This window comes from Microtetraspora malaysiensis (genome assembly GCF_001528665.1).
Classification (GTDB): domain Bacteria; phylum Actinomycetota; class Actinomycetes; order Streptosporangiales; family Streptosporangiaceae; genus Microtetraspora_A; species Microtetraspora_A malaysiensis.
Window position 1 is genome coordinate 74,221 of the sequence record NZ_BBYJ01000022.1, and the last position, 17,809, is coordinate 92,029.

Here is a 17,809-nt window from a genome sequence, read left to right on the forward strand (position 1 = left end):
TGAGAGCGGCACCCTGCCACGGCCCTGATCGCACGACTGGGCCGTGGGGGTCACTGCCTGGTTGGCGGGCCGGTCGAAGGCCTGATGATCGCCGATGGCCGCTCACCGAGCGTCATCGTGGAGTCGGCAAGGATGACGCTGACACCAGAGACCCCGAGCGCCACCAGAGACGCAGGCGCCGGGGATGCAGGCACCAGGGACGCAGGCACCAGGGACGCAGGCACCAGGGACGCAGACCTTGGCGCGCCCTCTCCGGTCACGAATGCCCACCAATCGGAATGCCGCACACGGTGCTCACAAATAGTGCAAGCGTGATTACTTAGAGTTGTATATCGAACGCGTGAACGATATCCTCGCAGAGGCTCGACCGGCCTCAGTTCAGCGGTGTAGGCCATCCGCCGCGCGTCAGCGGCGGGGATCGGGGTGCCGTCCTCCAGAAAGGCCAGCGCCTCCGACTGCCCGGTCAACGTCTGCTCGGTCACCGACACGTGCATCACGGTCCGCCGCCCGCCCTGCGACAGGCGGATGGCGAGGGCGTCGGCCATACGGCGGCCGTGGTTGCGCAGGTCGGTGCTGTCGGTCTTCACCGCCAAAGGCTCCAGCCAGGTCTTCAGCTGCATCTTCAACTCGGGGTCGAGCAGCCCGCTGACGCGGCCCATCCCATCGGTGGTGTCGGAGATCGTCAGGTGCTGGCGTTCGGTCTTGGCCGCCGCCCGCGCCAACCTCCCGCCCGGGTCGATCGTCTCGATGATGGTCTGACCGGCGCGGGCCACGTCCTCCACCGTCGACGCCGACGCCTGCGCCAACTCCACCAGGATCGGCTCAGCAAGTTCGGTCTCGGCGTCATCCAGATGCCGGGTGGCGGACGCGATCGTCGCCGCATACCCGAACGACAGACGGCCCGAGGCGAACAGGCCGGCGGTGTGGGGCAGGCGCGGAAGTTGCCGGGAGAGTGTGACACGTTCTCCGGCACGGGCGGCGCGTGACCCGGTAGCCGCCGCTAGCCATGCTCCGATCGACCGCCGCCCGAACAGATGGTGCCCTTTACCCGCTTCGGCTATCGGGAGGCGGGTAGCGATCGCGGCTTCGGCCAGATCGATCGCCCGGGCCAAGGCGACGATCTCCGCCATCGCCACCTCAACCTCGACCTCGACCTCGACCTCGGCCTCGGCCTCGGCCCCGGTCTCGGCACCGGCGTCGGCGTCGGCGTCGGCGTCGGCGTCGGCGTCGGCGTCGGCGTCGGCGTCGGCACCAGTCTCGCCGCCAACACCGGCCCGAGCGCCAGTCTCGGCTCCAGTCTCGGTCTCGGTTCGGCCCAGCACCTTCCCCGCAGCCGCGGCCAACCGCTCAGCACGAGCCAGCAACCCGATGACGTCGCGTCCGGCCAGTTTCAGATCGGGCCAGTCCCCTACCCGGCTATCACCACCAGCAGCATCCCGGCCCGCACCGTTCTGGCCGCCACCGCCAGCACTGCCCGCACCAGCGCCTCGGCGGTCGGTGGCAGCGCCCCGGCCATCAGCGCCCCGGCCATCGGCCCACCAGTCACCGCCACACCGACCCGAACCCTGTGCGTCTGTGTCCTGCGGAACACGGCCCGGACGCTGCTCGTCCTCGCGAACGCGGCCCACACCCAGCTGATCCCGGCCCCGCCGGTCCTTGCCCTGTCGGCCCGAGTCGTTCTGCTGCCGATCACCCCGACCAGCACGCACGGGACGGCTCGCGGGCGACTCATCGAGGGTGGAGCAGCGGCCTTGCCAGATCCCATCCCAGGCCGACAGGTCACCACGGTCATACCCTGACCGCGGCTCGTCCCGACCGGAAGGGGCACCGCCATCGCCTCTGAGGCGCTGCGACCCCTCCCCGCTGTCAGGCTTCTGGTCTTCCGGCGCGTCCGGGAGGCCGAGCAGCCGCCGAGCCCATGACTGTGTCGTCTCCGGCTCACCGCGCCGCCCACCCCGCCCATCAGAGCGCGCCGTGGCGTCCGGCTGACCGCGTCGCGCAGCTCGCTCGTCAGGGTGGGTTGTGTCGTGTGGGGCGGGATCAAGGGCTCCTTCGCGGCCGCCGGAGCTGCGAGCGCGGTCGAGAAGCACCGCCCCGTAGGAGTCACCGGAGAAGCGATCCGATCCGATGAACGGCGTGTGCCGCCTGGACCCGCGCCGCTGCGGGGATGCGGAAGGCGCGTCGGACGGCCGGGACGGAGGAGCGTCCTCCGGTCGGCGCGACAGCAGCACGCCACCCGAAAGCATCATCTTTTCGCGCCTCCCCTCCCGGCCTGCGGGTGCTCCGCGACGCGGACGGGATCGTGAAGGATTTCGGGCGGGCGCGCCGGCTGGCCTCGGCCGATCAGCGGGAAGCGATCCTGGCCATGTACCGGACCTGCTGCCGCGAAGGGTGTGACGTCCCCGCCTATCTGGCCGAGATCGACCACATCGAACCCTGGTACCCGACCGGCCGCACGAACTTGGACAACCTCGCACCACTGTGCGCCGCGGACAACAAGTGGAAGTCCCGCTACCCCGACCGGGTAGAAGTGATCGATCAAGGGGACGGGACCGTCTCAATGCGGTTCCACCGGTATTCCAAGCTCCGCCCCCGACACTGGACCGACAGACAGTGACCAACAATCCCGCGAACAGCCATCCGTGATCCGTGGTCAGTGATCCGCGGTCGGTGATCCGCGACCCGCGAACAGCGAGCCATGACCCGCCTGCCGCGATCCGCGATCCGCGATCCGTGAACGGCGATTCCGTGACCCCCGATCCGTGATCGGTATTTGGCGATCATGGCGCTGGCGGCAGTGCCGATGGTGGTCTATGAGCGCGTGAAGCGGTGGAGTTCGCGGCCGGGGCGCCAAAGGTCGATGACCATGACAGATCCTTCGGTCCGAGTCAATGCGACTTCACGGATGTCGGCCGTGAAGAAATGGGAATCGCGGAAAGTGTCGGGACCGAAACCGCGCGCGGCCAACATCGGCGTGAGCTGGTCCCGGTCGGTCACCTCGACCGCGCAGCCGGACAGTTTCGTGTCACCCGGCGAGGTGGCGGAATCGTCGGCATTGAGGAGAACAGGAGGACCGTGCAGAGCAAATCGTGGATCACGCCGCAGGTCGCGGGCCTTCAATGCGCCGGGCATCGATCCGAACCACAGTTCGTCACCGATGATGTAGGCCTCGATGCCGCTGACTCGCGGTGCGCCGTCCCTGCGTAGGGTCGCGATGGTCTTGTGCTTGTGCGCCTCGAACGAGTCCCGGACGCGGGCGGCGAACTCCGGCGCCGACTCGGTGACTTCACGCCAGTTGGCCATACGACCTCCCATTACACGATCTTGGGCAACCTGCCCAGCCTGTCACCCGGGACCGACAAAACGGAGTCACTCCCTGGCGCAGTTCTTCCAGCGCCTGGTGCACCCCGGCGCGCGCCGTGCCAGTCGCCCACGCCGGTTGCCCGCGCGGGTTGCCCGTGCGAGCTGTTCGGGTGAGGAGTCCGGACGGCATTCCAGCGCGCCGGCGTGGGTGGCCACGGGCGACGGCGCGGCCGCGAGGGGTGGCGGCCGGCGTGCCGATCACCGGTCACCAGAGCTGGGCTGGCCACATGGAACGGCACCCCGAACCCGGTGAAGGCCCGCCCCCGGCGCCGGGTCACACCACCCTGCCGCAGGCGGGTCCTGTAGCCAGGCTCACCGCCGCGACCACGTCATCTGGAACGAGCGCGGTCGCGTACGGGACGGCGCGCGCCCAGAGCGTCACCGCCATCTGCCCGCCCATCCCGCGAGCCCGCCCATTCCGGTGAGCCAGGTCCAGCCGGCTCAGCTTGCCCGTTCCGGCGAGTGCCCCAGCTTGCCCGGTTCAGCGACCCCGTCCAGCCCGCTCGTTCCGGTGAGCCGGCTCGCCACAGCGGCGGGCCGGGGAAGGCGTCTCGCTCACCGGGCAGGCTGGCCGCCGGTACGGCCGAGCCGTCAAGAAATCGCAGCATGCTGTAAATATGCAGTGGACTTAAAGTTTGCACTAGAGTCCATTCATGCGGGAAGGACTGCGGGAGCGTAAGAAGCGGCAGACCCGGCAGCGCATCTCCGAGGTGGCCATCGGCCTGTTTGTGGAGCGCGGCTTCGACCGGGTCACGATCGCCGAGGTCGCGGCGGTGTCGGATGTGTCGGTCAACACCGTCTACAACTACTTCGAGTCCAAGGAGGACCTGGTCCTGCCGCCGGAGGAGGCGTCCCCGCAGCGGCTGGCCGACATCGTGCGGGAGCGGCCTCCGGGCCGGTCCGCGGCGGGCGCGGTGCTGGCACGGCTGCGCCAGGAGATACGCGACCGCGAGCGCAGGGTCGGGCTGAGCGCGGGATTCGGGCGTGTCCTGCAGATGATGCGGGCCGCCCCCACGCTGACCGCCCGCCTGGAGGACCTCGGCCGCCAGATGACCGACGCGCTGGCGGTCATGCTGGCCGAGGAGACCGGCGCGGCCGAGGACGATCCGCTGCCGCGCCTGGTCGCCTGGCACATCGGCTGCTTGCACGCGTTCGTGTACGCCGAGATCGGCCGGCGCACGACGACGGGGGAGAGTCCCGACGCGATCGCCGCCGCCGTGCTGGACCTGCTGGACGTCGCCGAGGATCTGCTCGGCGAGCGCGTCCTCACCTACGCCGTACGAAAGGGATGACCGTGTTCAGGGTGACGATCAGAGGGAAGTTCGCGGGGCTCGACGACGCCGGCCGGGCGGCCGTGATGGCGGCGGGCGGAGCGGCCTACAGCGAGGCGGGGACGTTCACCCACGACGCGAGCGTGTCCGTCTTCACCTTCCGTTGCCAGGTGCCCGCCGGTCCGGACGACGGCGAGGACGAGGCGGCTCTGGGGGCGATGGTCGCCCTGGACGCGCACGGGCACCCGTACGAGATCCTGAAGATCGCGGTGACGGACATGCGCGACATCAAGATCCGCCACCGATCCCGCGGATCCTCGTAAACCGGGAAGGCGGTACGCGCCCATGGGTTGGGGCGTGCCCGTCATGGAGGGTGAGTCGTCTGGGTGAGGATCTGCTCGGCGTGGCCGGTCTGGGGTGTGGAGCGCGTCGGCTGTGACGACGACGTTCGTCAGGTCCAGGCCAGTCAGCAGGGGCATGCGAGCGACGCATTCCCGGCCAGCCCGGAATCGTCGCCCGGCGTGGGCGAGCAGAACTGCGCCATGCAGATCGACGTCGACGAGGTGCTCGGCGCGGAGACGTGGCCCGTCGCGGAGGGCGAGAGCGCGCGTTCCCCGAGGTGGGCGACGTTGTTCTCGGTACTCGAACCGGGTGATTACTCGAACCGGGTGATCCGGTCGGTGCCGGCAATAGCGGTTGATATTCGAACCGGGTGATCCGGTCAAGGCCGCGGGTGTCGGCAAATCGGTTGAACGAGTGAGTGCTCGCTCATTATGCTCACCCGCATGACCAGAAGGCGAAGGGTGCCGGCCATGGCACCCGACGACCGCCGCGCCGCGCTCATCGCCGCCACGCTCCCTCTGCTCCGCGAGTACGGCACCGCGATCAGCACCCGCCAGATCGCCGAGGCCGCGGGTGTGGCCGAGGGCACGATCTTCGGCGTCTTCCCCGACAAGGCCTCGCTGCTGCGGGCGGCGCTGATGAGCGCGTTCGACCCGCAGCCGGCGGTGGACGCCCTGGCCGCCATCGCCACGAAGGCCGGGCTGCGCGCGCGGCTGCGTGAGGCGGTCACGACGCTGCGGACCGGGATGTGCGCCAACGCCAACCTCATGACCGCGCCCAGGGAGCTGATGGCCGAGGACGCCGAGTTCCGCGAGCGGATGATCGACGGCCGGCGTCGGATGCTGGCCGGGCTCGCCGCCCTGATCGAGCCGGACCGCGACCGGCTGCGCCGCTCCCCGGAGGCCACGGCACAGCTGCTGCTCATGCTGATAGTGGCGAGTGTGCACCGCGGCTTCGGCCAGCAGGGCGGCGAGTTCGGAGAGATGGACGACGAGGAGATCGTCTCCGACCTGCTTGACGGGCTGCTCGTGCGGCCTTCCCCCACCCCTTCCACAGAAAGCCTCTCTTGATGCTGCTCCGTCTTCTGCGGGTCCAGCTCAGGCCGTACGGGAAAGAGATCACGCTCGTCGTCCTCTTCCAGTTCGTGCAGACGCTGGCCACGCTCTATCTCCCCACACTCAACGCCGACATCATCGACGACGGTGTGGTCAAGGGCGACACCGGAACCATCATGCGCATCGGGCTGGTGATGCTCGGTGTGACGCTCATCCAGATCGCCTGCTCGACCGTGGCCGTGTACTACGGCGCCCGGACCTCGATGGCCCTGGGCAGGGACCTGCGGGCCGCGATCTTCCGCCGCGTGCAGGACTTCTCCGCCCAGGAGGTCAACAAGTTCGGCTCGCCGTCCCTGATCACCAGAACCACCAACGACGTGCAGCAGGTCCAGCTGCTCGTGCTGATGACCTTCACGATGATGGTGGCCGCGCCGATCATGTGCGTCGGCGGCATCGTGCTGGCGCTGCGCCAGGACGCGACGCTGTCGTCGCTGCTGCTCGTCGTGCTGCCCGTGATGATCGTCATCGTGGGCGTGATCGTGATGCTGATGCGCCCGCTCTTCCGCACGATGCAGGTGCGCATCGACCGGATCAACCAGGTGCTGCGCGAGCAGATCACCGGCATCCGGGTCATCAGGGCCTTCGTCCGCGACCGGCACGAGCGCGAACGCTTCGGCGTGGCCAACGGTCAGCTGACCGACGTGTCGCTGCGGGTCGGGCGGCTGATGGCGCTGATGTTCCCCACGGTCATGCTGGTGGTGAACCTGTCCAGCGTCGCCGTGGTGTGGTTCGGCGGCCACCGCATCGCCGACGGGGCCATGCAGGTGGGTGCGCTGACCGCGGTCATCTCCTACCTGATGCAGATCCTCATGTCGGTGATGATGGCGATGTTCATGTTCATGATGATCCCGCGGGCGGAGGTCTGCGCCGAGCGCATCAAGGAGGTGCTCGACACCGAGCCGACCGTCCACCCGCCGTCGAGCCCCGTCACGCCGGAAAGACGCCTGGGCGAGCTGGAGTTGCGATCTGTGGGCTTCCGCTATCCGGGCGCGGAGGAGCCGGTGCTGAGCGACGTGAGCCTCGTGGCGCGGCCCGGCCGTACCACCGCGATCATCGGCAGCACGGGCAGCGGCAAGACGACGCTGCTCAACCTCATCCCCCGGCTGTTCGACGCCACCGCCGGCGAGGTGCTCGTCGACGGCGTCGACGTACGCGACCTCGACCCGGCCGTGCTCTCCCGGGCGGTCGGCCTGGTCCCGCAGGCGCCCTACCTCTTCACCGGCACCGTCGCCTCCAACCTGAGGTACGGCAGGCCGGACGCGACCGACGAGGAGCTGTGGGAGGCCCTCGAGGTGGCCCAGGCCCGCGAGTTCGTCGAGGCGATGCCCGGCGGCCTGGAGGAGCCGATCTCCCAGGGCGGCACGAACGTCTCCGGTGGCCAGCGCCAGCGCCTGGCCATCGCCAGGACACTGGTGCACCGGCCCGAGATCTACCTGTTCGACGACTCCTTCTCCGCCCTCGACTACGCCACCGACGCCCGGCTGCGGGCCGCGCTGGCGGAGCAGATCACCGACGCCACGATCGTGATCGTGGCCCAGCGAGTGAACACGATCCGTGACGCCGACCGCATCCTCGTGCTCGACGACGGCCGTGTGGTGGGCAGCGGCGACCACTCTGAGCTCATGACCACCTGCCCGACGTACCGCGAGATCGTGCTGTCCCAGCTCACCGAACAGGAGGCCGCAGCATGACCGCGCAGGTCGAGGCCGACAAGGAGAGATCATGACGACGCAGGCGCCCGCGCGCCGCCCACAGCCCGGCTTCGGCCCGGGCAGGATGATGGGCGGGCCGGCCGAGAAGGCACTCGACTTCGGCGGCACGTTCCGCCGCCTGCTGCGGATGCTGCGCCCCGAGCGGGCGCTCCTGACCGTCGTCCTCGCTCTCGGCACGGTCAGCGTCGCGCTGACGGTGACGGGTCCCAAGATCCTCGGGCAGGCCACGGACCTGATCTTCTCCGGCATCATCGGGGCGCAGCTGCCCGCGGGGATCACCAAGGAGCAGGCCGTGGCGGGGCTGCGCGCGCGGGGCCAGGGCACGTTCGCCGACATGGTCTCGTCGATGAGCGTGGTGCCCGGCCACGGCATCGACTTCACCGCGCTGGCCCAGGTGCTGGGCTGGGTGCTGGCGATCTACCTGCTGGCGGCGCTGCTCGGCATCGTGCAGTTCCGGCTGACCACGACGGTCGTGCAGCGGGCGGCGTTCCGGCTGCGCGAGCGGATCGAGACCAAGCTGGCCCGGCTGCCGCTGAGCTACTTCGACGGCCAGCCGCGCGGTGAGATCCTCAGCCGCGCCACCAACGACACCGACAACATCGCCCAGACGTTGCAGCAGACGATGAGTCAGCTCATCTCGGCGCTGCTGACGGTGGTGGGGGTGCTGGTGATGATGTTCTGGATCTCACCGGTCCTGGCGCTCATCGCGCTGGTCTCGGTGCCGCTGTCGGTCTACGTCACCACGGTCATCGGCAAGCGTTCGCAGCCGCAGTTCATCAAGCAGTGGTCGTCGACGGGCAAGCTCAACGGCCACATCGAGGAGATGTACGGCGGGTACACGCTGGTCAAGGTGTTCGGCCGGCAGAAGGAGGCCGCCGAGACCTTCGCCGAGCACAACGAGGCGCTGTTCACCTCCAGCTTCCGGGCCCAGTTCATCTCCGGGATCATCCAGCCGGCGATGATGTTCATCGGCAACCTGAACTACGTGCTGGTCGCGGTGGTGGGCGGGTTCAAGGTGGCCTCGGGCTCGATCTCGCTGGGCGACGTGCAGGCCTTCATCCAGTACTCGCGGCAGTTCAGCCAGCCGCTGACCCAGGTGGCCGGCATGGCGAACCTGGTGCAGTCGGGCGTCGCGTCGGCCGAGCGGGTCTTCGAGCTGCTGGAGGCTCCGGAGCAGTCCGCGGAGTCCGACGAGCCCGCGCGGCCCGCGCAGGTCAGGGGTCGCGTGGCGTTCGAGAACGTGTCCTTCCGCTATGCGCCGGACCGGCCGCTGATCGAGAACCTGTCGTTGACCGTGGAGCCCGGTCAGACCGTGGCCATCGTCGGTCCCACGGGAGCGGGCAAGACGACGCTGGTCAACCTCATCATGCGCTTCTACGAGGTGACCGGCGGCCGCATCACGCTCGACGGCGTCGACATCGCCGAGATGTCCAGGGAGGAACTGCGCGCCAACATGGGCATGGTGTTGCAGGACACCTGGCTGTTCGGCGGGACGATCGCGGAGAACATCGGCTACGGGGCGGAAGGCGCCACGCGCGAACGGATCGAAGCCGCCGCGGAGGCCGCCCATGTGGACCGCATCGCGCACACGCTGCCCGACGGCTACGACACGGTGATCGACGAGGAGGGCGCGTCGGTCAGCGCGGGCGAGAAGCAGCTGATCACGATCGCCCGGGCGTTCCTGTCCGAGCCGGCGATCCTGATCCTGGACGAGGCGACCAGCTCGGTCGACACCCGGACCGAGGTGCTCATCCAGCGGGCGATGAGCTCGCTGCGCGAGGGGCGCACCAGCTTCGTGATCGCCCACCGGCTGTCCACGATCCGGGACGCGAGCCTGATCCTGGTCATGGAGAACGGGCAGATCGTCGAGCAGGGCACGCACGAGTCGCTGCTGGCCGCGGACGGCGCCTACGCCCAGCTGTACACGGCCCAGTTCGCCCAGGCCGTCGCGGAGGTGGACTGAATCTCGTACCGCACGGCCCCGGCCCGGCGAGCAGCTCGCCGGGCCGGGGCCGTGCGGTCGCGGGACCCGCTGCGCGTCCACTTGGCGCCACCTGCCGCGTACCGGGTGCTCGTGGCGTCCGGAGCATCTGGCCGGAGCGCCGACCAGCGGCGGTGCCGTTGGTTTACCGGCGTTCGCCGAGCGGCGGCCCGCTCACTCTGGTCAGGCGCATCCACAACCACGGTGCCGGTCCACACGGCATCTGGCCCAGCCCGGACAACTCCCGCATCTACGTGGTGCTGCAGAAATCCGACGCGGTCGACGTGATCGACACCAAGACGATGTCGGTGGTCAAGACTCTGCGCATCGGGCAGTACCCGATGGCGTTGGTCTATGTGGCCCGCGCGAGTCGTGGTTCCGGTGCGAACCTGAGCCGGCAGGGGCTGGGCATGCCCGTCGTGAACCTTCCGATTGACGTGCGAGGAGTTCCCGGGTCCGGGAACGGCGAACATCCGGTCCGTTCCCGGACTCGATGAGATCGTCGTCGACCTGCGGGGGCTTCCCCCGCACCGGCCGTTCACCGTGTACGCCGTCCGTGGCACGAGCGAAACCGCGATTCTGTCAGCGAAGAGTGACGGCATGGGTGCCATCCCGGAAGCGCTCGCCTACGTTCATTTCTTCGCCAACCATTACGACAAGCTCGTTCTTCGTCCCGCGTCGTCTCGGTGAGCCCGTTCCCAGAGCCGCTGAAACCCGGGCCGGCGAGCGTCACCACTCCCGGGCGGCGACCAACTCTTCGATGTCCGCCTCCGCGAAGCCGTATGCCGACGCCACAAAATGGAAGTCCACGGCGATCACATCTCGGGCGACGGTCTCGATTTCGCTGCCGGCCGCGCCGAACTCCTCCTCCAGCTCGTTGAACTCCTCTGTCGCGGACTCCGTGAGCACGTACAGCGCCGTGAGATCCGACGGCCGCTCGGCCTCGATCCGCTCGCACAGCCTCAGCAGGATCGTCTTCCCCTTGTCGACGAGGTGACCCGGGTAGTAGTCGTCGTCGGACATGCCACTGAGAAAGGCGTAGTCGGCCACCTGAGGGTTTGAGAGTGACACCGAGATCTCCTGTTCCTGTCGGCGGTTCGGTGGTTCGGCGGTTCGATACTGCACGACCCCACCGACAGTTCCTACCGGTCCTCGGGGACAACAGGGGTGTCGCGTAACCATCACCGGATGATTCAGCAAGGGAGCCGCCTTCCCAGATCATCCGATGATGGCGCCGATCATTTCTCGCGTTACGGCAGGCCGATCCAGCTTTTAGCTGCGCAGTCGCCGCTGGTGACCCACTTATGCGAGGAGATCTGGCGAGCCATGGGGCCCTTCGCGTTGCCGTTGGGGTCGACGAACCTGAACTTGCTCAGGTCGGACTCCCAGGCGCCCACGCCCAGGCACCGGTACCCGCCCCAAGACCAGTAATTCTCGTAGTCGTACACGGCGACGACGTCATACTTTCCAGGTATGCCGTTATTGAGGATGGACATGGCGTTGTTGCCGGCACTGCCGTAGAACCCGCCCGAGTTGTCGGCCCAGTTGGGGTCATCGCCCTCGTCATAGCCGAGCGGGAAATAGCAGAAGGTGTCTCGGAAGGCGTGGAGGTCGCCGTCCCGCCCGTACAAGTTCTTCAGCGTGAGGCAGTGCGACTCCATGGCGGTGCTGGCTGCCGAGGAGGGGGCGGACATGGGGACGGCGGCGACGGCCAAGCCCACGGCTACCGCCGCGAGGTGGATCTTGCGCATTGATCCTTCTTTCGTGAGCCCTCGGTGAGGGATGATCCGCGGCCTCGTGCCGCGGAAGTCAGGGGGTGGAGTGGTTGATCTCATTCGCGCGCTCGAATGCCTCGCGCAGCAGCCGGGCGTGGGTCCGGAGGCTGGACGCGTAGGGGCCCTCCACCTTGGGCTGGTATTCGGCTTGCAGCGCACGCAAGGTCGAGGTGAGCGAGATGGCGCGTGCGCAGGTGGCCTCCGCCACGGCGAGCTTCACCTCGATGGCGTGGGCCTGGGCGGGAGCCAGCCCATCGGTGAGATCGGGAAGGGCTGCCCGGATCTCCGGTGGCGTGGCGTAGGCGTGGCCTTTCCCGCGCATGCACCGCGACCATGAGGACAAGGCCGCGGTGAAGCGCGCGTCCTTGGCGACCTCCCGCATGTACAGCGGCGCGATGTTGGAGGCGAGGGTGTCCAGGCGGAACCATCGCTCGCGGTTGCCGTAGAGCTCTTCGCTGCTCGACAGCTGGCACCCGCCGGGGGCGCTGTTGATCGTTCCTCCGTCGGGCAGGTGCGCGGTGAGCACTTTGACGTCGTCGCCGCCGCTCATGGCGAGGGCGTACTGGGCTTGGCGGGCCGCGGGCAGGCTGTCGCGGTAGGCGATGTTGGGGTCGTCTCGCTTTTCTTGCATGGCCTTCTGCCGATCGAGGCCCCCGTACCCGTGCTCACGCGCCCAGTCCGGATCGTCGAGGACGAAGCCGAGCCCTCGCGACGGCTCCCACATCTTCGGCACCCAGTACCAGAAGCCGTGCTCTTGCATGCAGTCGCGGATGAGTAGGAGTTCCGCGCGTTTCAGGACCACGTAGTCGGCCTGGGTGAGCGGAGTCGGCGGCACGCTGGGGCCGGCGCCGCACCCGGTGAGCAACCCCAGGGCCAGAACATGGCCTGCGACCACCGCTGCGGCCCGCCCGCGCCCCGTGAAAAGCATCCGTGTCCCCGTTCTGCTCGGAATCGACGTCGGCCCTGCTCGGCGGGCGACACCGCTCAGCTTCGGAGGCCGGCGGATTGTCTGCCACCCCGATTCGCCACCTCAGACAAACTTGATCACCTCCGCCCGACGTCGTACTTTGTGTTGGTTTGCCTTGTCGGGGGACGAAGGGGATCGTGTGGGGCGTCGCGAGCGGCCGGTGGATCCGGCGGACGGCCCGGTGGCCGCCTTCGCCGTCGAACTACGCAAGTTGCGCCAGGAGGCGGGCAGCCCGTCGTACCGGGCCATGGCGGCGCAGGTGCATTTCTCGTCCGCCACGCTGGCCGCGGCGGCCGCCGGGGACAAGCTGGCGACACTGCCGGTCACGCTCGCCTATGTCGAGGCGTGCGGCGGAGACCGCCGGGAGTGGCAGGCCCGCTGGGAGGAGGTCTGCGCCTCCGCTCTCGAGACGGCGGCCTCAGGTGCCGCCGTCCAAGCGCCGTACCGTGGGCTGGCCAGGTTCGAAACAGCCGACCAGGCGTACTTCTTCGGCCGCGGCGCACTGGTCGAACGGCTGGCCACGCTGGTGGGAGCGCACCGGTTCGTGATGGTGGTGGGACCGTCAGGCAGCGGCAAGTCCTCACTGCTGCGTGCCGGCCTGGTGCCGGCGCTGCAGCCGCGCACGGTCAGCGTCGCCACTCCCGCAGCGCATCTGGAGCAGCCGCACCCCGGTGGCGTCGAGGTGGTCGTCGTCGACCAGTTCGAGGAGACGTTCACCCTGTGCCTGGACCCCGCGGCGCGGCAGGCGTTCATCAACGCGCTCATGACCCTCGGCCACGGCGAGGATGGCACCCGGGTGGTGTTGGCCGTCCGCGCGGACTTCTTCGGCCATTGTGCGCATCATCCCGAGCTCATCGAGGCCGTCCGGGATTCCACGATCCTGGTGGGCCCGATGAGCCCGGCGGAGTTGCGGGAGGCGATCGTCAAGCCGGCGGCCGCGGCCGGCCTGATCGTGCAGCGTGAACTGACGGCCAGACTCGTCGAGGAGGTGACCGGCCAGCCGGGCGGGCTGCCGCTGATGTCGCACGCGCTGCTGGAGACCTGGCGGCGCCGCCGCGGCAAGGCGCTGACCATGCAGGCGTACGAAGCGGCTGGAGGTATCGACGGCGCGGTCGCCCACACCGCGGAAGAGATGTACGCCGCGCTCACGCCCCCGCAACAGCAACGGTTGCGCCACCTGCTGCTGCGCATGATCACCCCGGGTGAGGCGGGCAACCAGGACACCCGCCGCCCTGTGATCCGGGCTGAGCTGGTCACCGGCCAGGACGGTGACTTCGGCCCGCTGCTGCTGGAGCGGCTGGCCGCTGCCCGGCTGATCATCCTGGACGACGACACCGCCGACCTGGCGCACGAGGCGCTGCTGACCGCCTGGCCGCGCCTGCGCGGCTGGGTGGAGGAAGACCGGGAACGCCTGCGCGTCCACCGCCGCCTCACCGAGGCGGCCACCGCCTGGCAGGATCACGCCCGCGACCCCGGCACCCTCTACCGCGGGCTCCAACTCGCCAACGCCCGCGAGCATCTCACCGAACGCCTCGATGCGCTCACCCCTGAGGAGCGGGCGTTCCTGGAGGCCAGCACAGCCGCCCACCACAGAGCGCGCCGCCGGAGCAGACTGCGCACCTTGTTCCTCTCGGTCGTGGTCACGCTCGCGCTGGTAGCGGTGTCACTGGCCTGGCAGCAGAAAACGGCCAGCAGCCGGCAGCAGCGCGAGGCGCACGCTCGCCAGATGATCGGCACTGCCGAGAGTCTGCGCCAATCCGATCCGCGCCTGGCGATGCAGCTCAGCCTGGCCGCCTGGCGCCTGGCCGACCTTCCCGAGACCCGCGCCGCCCTGCTGACCGCGAGCCGGCAGCCCCAGCAGGACACCTTCACCGACCCCGACCCCGCCTCGGCCACCATGCGCTGGCTCAGCACCGACGGCCGCTCACTCATCAGCGCCGGTGCCTCTCGAATCACCCGCTGGGACCTGGACAGCCACCGGACGATCTCCACGGCTCCCGGCCTCGGCGGGCGGTTGCCCGACGCTGCCCTGGTCATGGGCGATGTCCGCTGGCTCCCCCTCGTGGATCGCCGGGCCATCAACTCGAAGGTGACGCTGTGGGACATGACCACCGGCCACCACGACCCAACGCCGTTGGACACCACCAACCTGGGCGTCGAGGTCACCCGCAGCGGATACCAGGTCATCGTCTACCAAGCGGACGGCTCCCGCTATCGCGTCCGCGTGTGGGACCTCGCCACTCGGCGGAAGATCCTGCAGGTGAGCACCTCTCGAAAGAAGTCCGGGCCGAACCACGGGGGAAAGGTCCGCATGCTGGGCATGGCACTCAACCAAGGGGGGACCGTCGAAACTGACGTTCCCGACGCCACGATCAGCGCGAACAGCAAGGTCATGGCACTGTGCGTGCCCGGCGCGCCGGTCCAGCTGTGGAACCTGGACGACGGCCACAGGATCACGGCGCCCTGGGCTCCGACGCTGTCGGCCCGCCAGTGCCGGGAAGAACGCCTATTCCTGGCCCCGGACGGACGACGACTGCTGCTGGCCGAAGAGGGCCGGGTCCGGCTGTGGCACCTGCCCGACGGCAAGGAGGCCGCCGCCCTCGTGGCGCCGGGCGTGGATGAGGTCGAATTCAGCCAGGACGGCTCCTTCCTGGCTACGGTCGGCATGGATGAGCTCCTGGTATGGCGGTTGAGCAAGACCGACGTGCCACTGTTCCGGCACCCGCTCGGCGGCGAATTCGCGTTCGACCTCAGGATCGACCCAGTTGCCGGCCGAATCCGCTACCTTTTCAGGACACTTAACGGTTCGGACTTCTCGACACTGATCACCGTCCGCACGCTTCAACTCAACGCCGTCTTCGGCAGCGACGGGGGAGACGACCTCGCCACGGGCGCGACCTTCAGCCCCGACGGCCGCCGCCTTGCCATCACATACAACAACCGAGTCGAGCTACGCGACGGCACCAGCGGGCAGCGCCTGCCCGGCCCCCCGCCACTGCGCTGCCCGGCGACCACCCCAGGCACGACCGGATGCTCTGCGATCGCCGCCTTCCGGCGCGACGGCCGGGCACTGGCCTACAGCGACGTCCTTCAGGCCCCGCTGCGCAGGGCATGGGTGTGGGATCTTGACGGCCAACGCGTAAGCGCGACCTCGCCTCCTCTGAAGTGGGGAGGAGGCGGCCTAGCCTTCGCGGGCAACCGTCTGTTAGTAAGCGGAGTAACCCTCGACGAAGATGCCTCACCTCTCAGAACGACCACCGTCTGGGATCCGACCAAGGGCCGCATCTCCGCGACCGTGCCCGTCATCGGCGGCGGCCTCGCCGTCGACCCCACCGAGCGACTGTTGGTCAGCTCACAGGGGCACATCGCCGATCTCGCCGCAGGAGTGCCGACCCGCCGCGAGGGCAGCTTCGGTGCGGCCGGCGCGCTGGCCTTCAGCCCCGACGGACGCTTCCTCGCCGTCGGCAAGGGGGGCGGGCAGACCGCACTGTGGGACGGCAAAGTGCGACGCCACATCGGCACCCTCACGTCCACGACCTCGGCCGCGGCCGTCACCGCCCTCGCCTTCTCCCCGGACGCGCGCATGCTCGCTGTCGGGATGACCAACGGCACGATTCAGCTGTGGGACACCGAAACACAGCAGCCCATGGGGGCACCCATCACCGCTCCCGGCAGCATGGTCTCGGCCATGTCCCTGCACGACAACGCCCTCTACGTCGCATCCGGGCGCACCCCCTACCAGCGATTCGACCTCACCCCAGCGGCTGCGGCCACCACCATCTGCCACCGGGCAGGCCAAGGCCTCACACCGGAGACCTGGGCCACCTACTTCCCCGGCTATCCCTACCAGCCCACCTGCGATGGCAACGCCCGATGAAGGGATGATCGGCCGACGCCCTTTCGGTTCGGCCAACGCAGGGACCGTCCCAACCGGCCCCGGACACCCCCAGCGTCCACCACCAGCACCACTGAGAGCCCGAGGCCCCCTCGAGGGGGCCTCGGGCTCTCTCCGCACCCAGCCCCGTCCGTCAGGACGAGGTTTTCCGGCTTTCCCGACAGGTCTACCCGCGTGCGTTGGAGAGAGTTTCAGGACTTTCGGGAGGGGCCCGTCTTCGGGGAGGATCGGACCGATTTTGGCCTCTGGAGTGGCGGCCCGGCTGGGGACGATGCCCTCTTGAAGCGATCTCCCTACGACTCAGGACGACTCATGGCAAGGAGCCTGGGACTTCTTAATCCACTCGATCGCCACCACCGTGACAGGGACCGAGATGGCTTCGTGGCCGGCGGCCACGTTGTTTTCCTCGGCCCGATGGACGCAGAGCGTCATGAACTTGCGGGTTGGCAAGGCGTAGGTGACGGCCACATGGTCGTACGTGTCCGGGAAACCATAGTTGAAGAAGGACCGAACATTTTTGTAAGGGCTGCCGTCGATGTTGGGAAAGATGTCCCAAGTCTCGCCGCGGCCGATGCCGATCTTCGTGTCTGCCGAGATCACCTCGGTGGAGTACACGCAGAAGTCCCCACGCGCACACCCGTACAGGCGGTCCGGAAGGCTGGCTGCGCTGGAGGCCCCGGCCGGGGTCGCAGTTGTGAGACCGACGAGGCCGGCGGCGGCGATGGCCACTGCTCTGGCTACGAGATGAGATTTGATCACGCGAGGAGTTCCTTCCGTCAGCAGCTCGACTGCAGGCACTGGAGTGGCCTTGCTGTCACCGCAGGTCAGGGGTGACGCGTCTTAGCTTTGGTGACTGGTCGATTGTCCGGAACCCCGATTTGCCACATCAGACAATTTTGATGCTGCACGTCGTCTCGGCCCTTACCCCTGGCTTGTCGCGTGTCCTGCCGGTTCGTCAATCGTCGCGACCATCTCCACGGCGGCCGCCGGCTTCCGCACGGCGCCACCTCTTCGATCGCCTTTCACACCCCCATTAGCGACACCAGCCGATCCGCTTCCTCGGCCGGGGGCGAGTCTCGATGGCGCCGGCCACGACGGACCCGCGCGACGAGGACGCGTTCACCGAGATCGGCTTGGCTGACGTGACGGCCTGGTACTCGGCGAGCACGTACCCGAGAAGCTGTACGACTCGCCCGGCTGCCCCTTCTGCGGCGCGCAGGAGATCAAGGCCCAACGCTCGGGCCGTCGTGATCGGACTCGGCACACACTGCCTCGCGCGATCGCTATTCGATGGACGTCGCCGCGATCGAACGGATCTATATCAGATCTAAAGCGGATCTATAGCGGGGGTGCGCATACTCAGTGATCGCGCCCATCCGGTCGGACGC

16 protein-coding genes are annotated in these 17,809 nt (G+C 68.7%); 9 read left to right on the forward strand and 7 right to left on the reverse strand.

The window, feature by feature from the left end; translation table 11 throughout:
• Positions 1–50: 50 nt before the first annotated feature.
• Together AWQ71_RS42775 and AWQ71_RS42780 are read right to left on the reverse strand one after the other, a co-directional pair.
• Positions 51–1,322: a DUF222 domain-containing protein gene (locus AWQ71_RS42775; protein WP_169806641.1), complete on the reverse strand. Its 1,272-nt coding sequence runs from the start codon at positions 1,320–1,322 to the stop codon at positions 51–53.
• Positions 1,323–1,408: 86 nt separating this feature from the next.
• Positions 1,409–1,552 (reverse strand): hypothetical protein, encoded by a 144-nt coding sequence (locus AWQ71_RS42780; protein WP_169806642.1) that lies wholly within the window; start codon positions 1,550–1,552, stop codon positions 1,409–1,411.
• A 750-nt stretch (positions 1,553–2,302) separates the two neighbouring features.
• Between AWQ71_RS42780 and AWQ71_RS27345 the strand changes: the two genes are divergently transcribed.
• The gene (locus AWQ71_RS27345; protein WP_169806643.1) at positions 2,303–2,617 is read left to right on the forward strand and encodes an HNH endonuclease signature motif containing protein; all 315 of its coding nucleotides are present in this window, start codon (positions 2,303–2,305) and stop codon (positions 2,615–2,617) included.
• Between the two features lie 194 nt (positions 2,618–2,811).
• Here AWQ71_RS27345 and AWQ71_RS27350 read toward each other — a convergent pair whose 3' ends face one another.
• Complete coding sequence (locus tag AWQ71_RS27350) at positions 2,812–3,303, reverse strand: pyridoxamine 5'-phosphate oxidase family protein (RefSeq protein WP_067138103.1); 492 nt, start codon at positions 3,301–3,303, stop codon at positions 2,812–2,814.
• Between the two features lie 713 nt (positions 3,304–4,016).
• Between AWQ71_RS27350 and AWQ71_RS27355 the strand changes: the two genes are divergently transcribed.
• From AWQ71_RS27355 to AWQ71_RS43380, 7 genes are all read left to right on the forward strand, one after another.
• Complete coding sequence (locus AWQ71_RS27355; RefSeq protein WP_067138105.1) at positions 4,017–4,655, forward strand: TetR/AcrR family transcriptional regulator; 639 nt, start codon at positions 4,017–4,019, stop codon at positions 4,653–4,655.
• 11 nt (positions 4,656–4,666) lie between these two features.
• Positions 4,667–4,957: a DUF6204 family protein gene (locus AWQ71_RS27360; protein ID WP_245658498.1), complete on the forward strand. Its 291-nt coding sequence runs from the start codon at positions 4,667–4,669 to the stop codon at positions 4,955–4,957.
• A gap of 96 nt (positions 4,958–5,053) precedes the next feature.
• A complete protein-coding gene (locus AWQ71_RS27365; protein ID WP_067138108.1) occupies positions 5,054–5,350 on the forward strand; it encodes a hypothetical protein in 297 nt (98 codons plus the stop codon).
• A 69-nt stretch (positions 5,351–5,419) separates the two neighbouring features.
• A complete protein-coding gene (locus tag AWQ71_RS27370) occupies positions 5,420–6,046 on the forward strand; it encodes a TetR/AcrR family transcriptional regulator (RefSeq protein ID WP_067138206.1) in 627 nt (208 codons plus the stop codon).
• Complete coding sequence (locus tag AWQ71_RS27375) at positions 6,046–7,782, forward strand: ABC transporter ATP-binding protein (protein ID WP_157570601.1); 1,737 nt, start codon at positions 6,046–6,048, stop codon at positions 7,780–7,782. Before AWQ71_RS27370 ends, AWQ71_RS27375 begins: the two co-directional genes overlap by 1 nt.
• Positions 7,783–7,813: 31 nt before the next feature.
• Complete coding sequence (locus tag AWQ71_RS27380) at positions 7,814–9,766, forward strand: ABC transporter ATP-binding protein (RefSeq protein ID WP_067138110.1); 1,953 nt, start codon at positions 7,814–7,816, stop codon at positions 9,764–9,766.
• 152 nt (positions 9,767–9,918) lie between these two features.
• Entirely contained in the window at positions 9,919–10,281 is a 363-nt protein-coding gene (locus AWQ71_RS43380) for a YncE family protein (RefSeq protein WP_067138112.1), read from the forward strand.
• 232 nt (positions 10,282–10,513) lie between these two features.
• On the opposite strand, the gene AWQ71_RS27390 is transcribed toward AWQ71_RS43380, so the two are convergent.
• The 3 genes from AWQ71_RS27390 to AWQ71_RS27400 all read right to left on the reverse strand — a co-directional run bounded on the left by AWQ71_RS27390 (position 10,514) and on the right by AWQ71_RS27400 (position 12,487).
• Positions 10,514–10,909 carry a DUF5713 family protein gene (locus AWQ71_RS27390; RefSeq protein WP_369407218.1) on the reverse strand — a complete coding sequence of 132 codons (396 nt, stop codon included), beginning with the start codon at positions 10,907–10,909 and terminating at the stop codon, positions 10,514–10,516.
• Between the two features lie 125 nt (positions 10,910–11,034).
• The gene (locus AWQ71_RS27395) at positions 11,035–11,535 is read right to left on the reverse strand and encodes a hypothetical protein (protein WP_067138116.1); all 501 of its coding nucleotides are present in this window, start codon (positions 11,533–11,535) and stop codon (positions 11,035–11,037) included.
• A 58-nt stretch (positions 11,536–11,593) separates the two neighbouring features.
• The gene (locus tag AWQ71_RS27400) at positions 11,594–12,487 is read right to left on the reverse strand and encodes a hypothetical protein (RefSeq protein WP_157570602.1); all 894 of its coding nucleotides are present in this window, start codon (positions 12,485–12,487) and stop codon (positions 11,594–11,596) included.
• 178 nt (positions 12,488–12,665) lie between these two features.
• On the opposite strand from AWQ71_RS27400, the gene AWQ71_RS27405 reads away from it, so the two are divergent.
• Positions 12,666–16,403, forward strand: coding sequence for an nSTAND1 domain-containing NTPase (locus AWQ71_RS27405; RefSeq protein ID WP_067138120.1), 3,738 nt, complete (start codon positions 12,666–12,668; stop codon positions 16,401–16,403).
• Between the two features lie 318 nt (positions 16,404–16,721).
• Here AWQ71_RS27405 and AWQ71_RS27410 read toward each other — a convergent pair whose 3' ends face one another.
• Positions 16,722–17,180 (reverse strand): hypothetical protein, encoded by a 459-nt coding sequence (locus AWQ71_RS27410; RefSeq protein WP_157570603.1) that lies wholly within the window; start codon positions 17,178–17,180, stop codon positions 16,722–16,724.
• Positions 17,181–17,809 lie beyond the last annotated feature (629 nt).

What these genes read in the sequence shown, in the direction of transcription:
- AWQ71_RS27350 (WP_067138103.1), bottom strand. Translation starts at nt 3,303, where the DNA reads ATGGCCAACTGGCGTGAAGTCACCGAGTCGGCGCCGGAGTTCGCCGCC.
- AWQ71_RS27355 (WP_067138105.1), top strand. Translation starts at nt 4,017, where the DNA reads ATGCGGGAAGGACTGCGGGAGCGTAAGAAGCGGCAGACCCGGCAGCGC.
- AWQ71_RS27370 (WP_067138206.1), top strand. Translation starts at nt 5,420, where the DNA reads ATGACCAGAAGGCGAAGGGTGCCGGCCATGGCACCCGACGACCGCCGC.
- AWQ71_RS27375 (WP_157570601.1), top strand. Translation starts at nt 6,046, where the DNA reads ATGCTGCTCCGTCTTCTGCGGGTCCAGCTCAGGCCGTACGGGAAAGAG.
- AWQ71_RS27380 (WP_067138110.1), top strand. Translation starts at nt 7,814, where the DNA reads ATGACGACGCAGGCGCCCGCGCGCCGCCCACAGCCCGGCTTCGGCCCG.
- AWQ71_RS27395 (WP_067138116.1), bottom strand. Translation starts at nt 11,535, where the DNA reads ATGCGCAAGATCCACCTCGCGGCGGTAGCCGTGGGCTTGGCCGTCGCC.
- AWQ71_RS27400 (WP_157570602.1), bottom strand. Translation starts at nt 12,487, where the DNA reads ATGCTTTTCACGGGGCGCGGGCGGGCCGCAGCGGTGGTCGCAGGCCAT.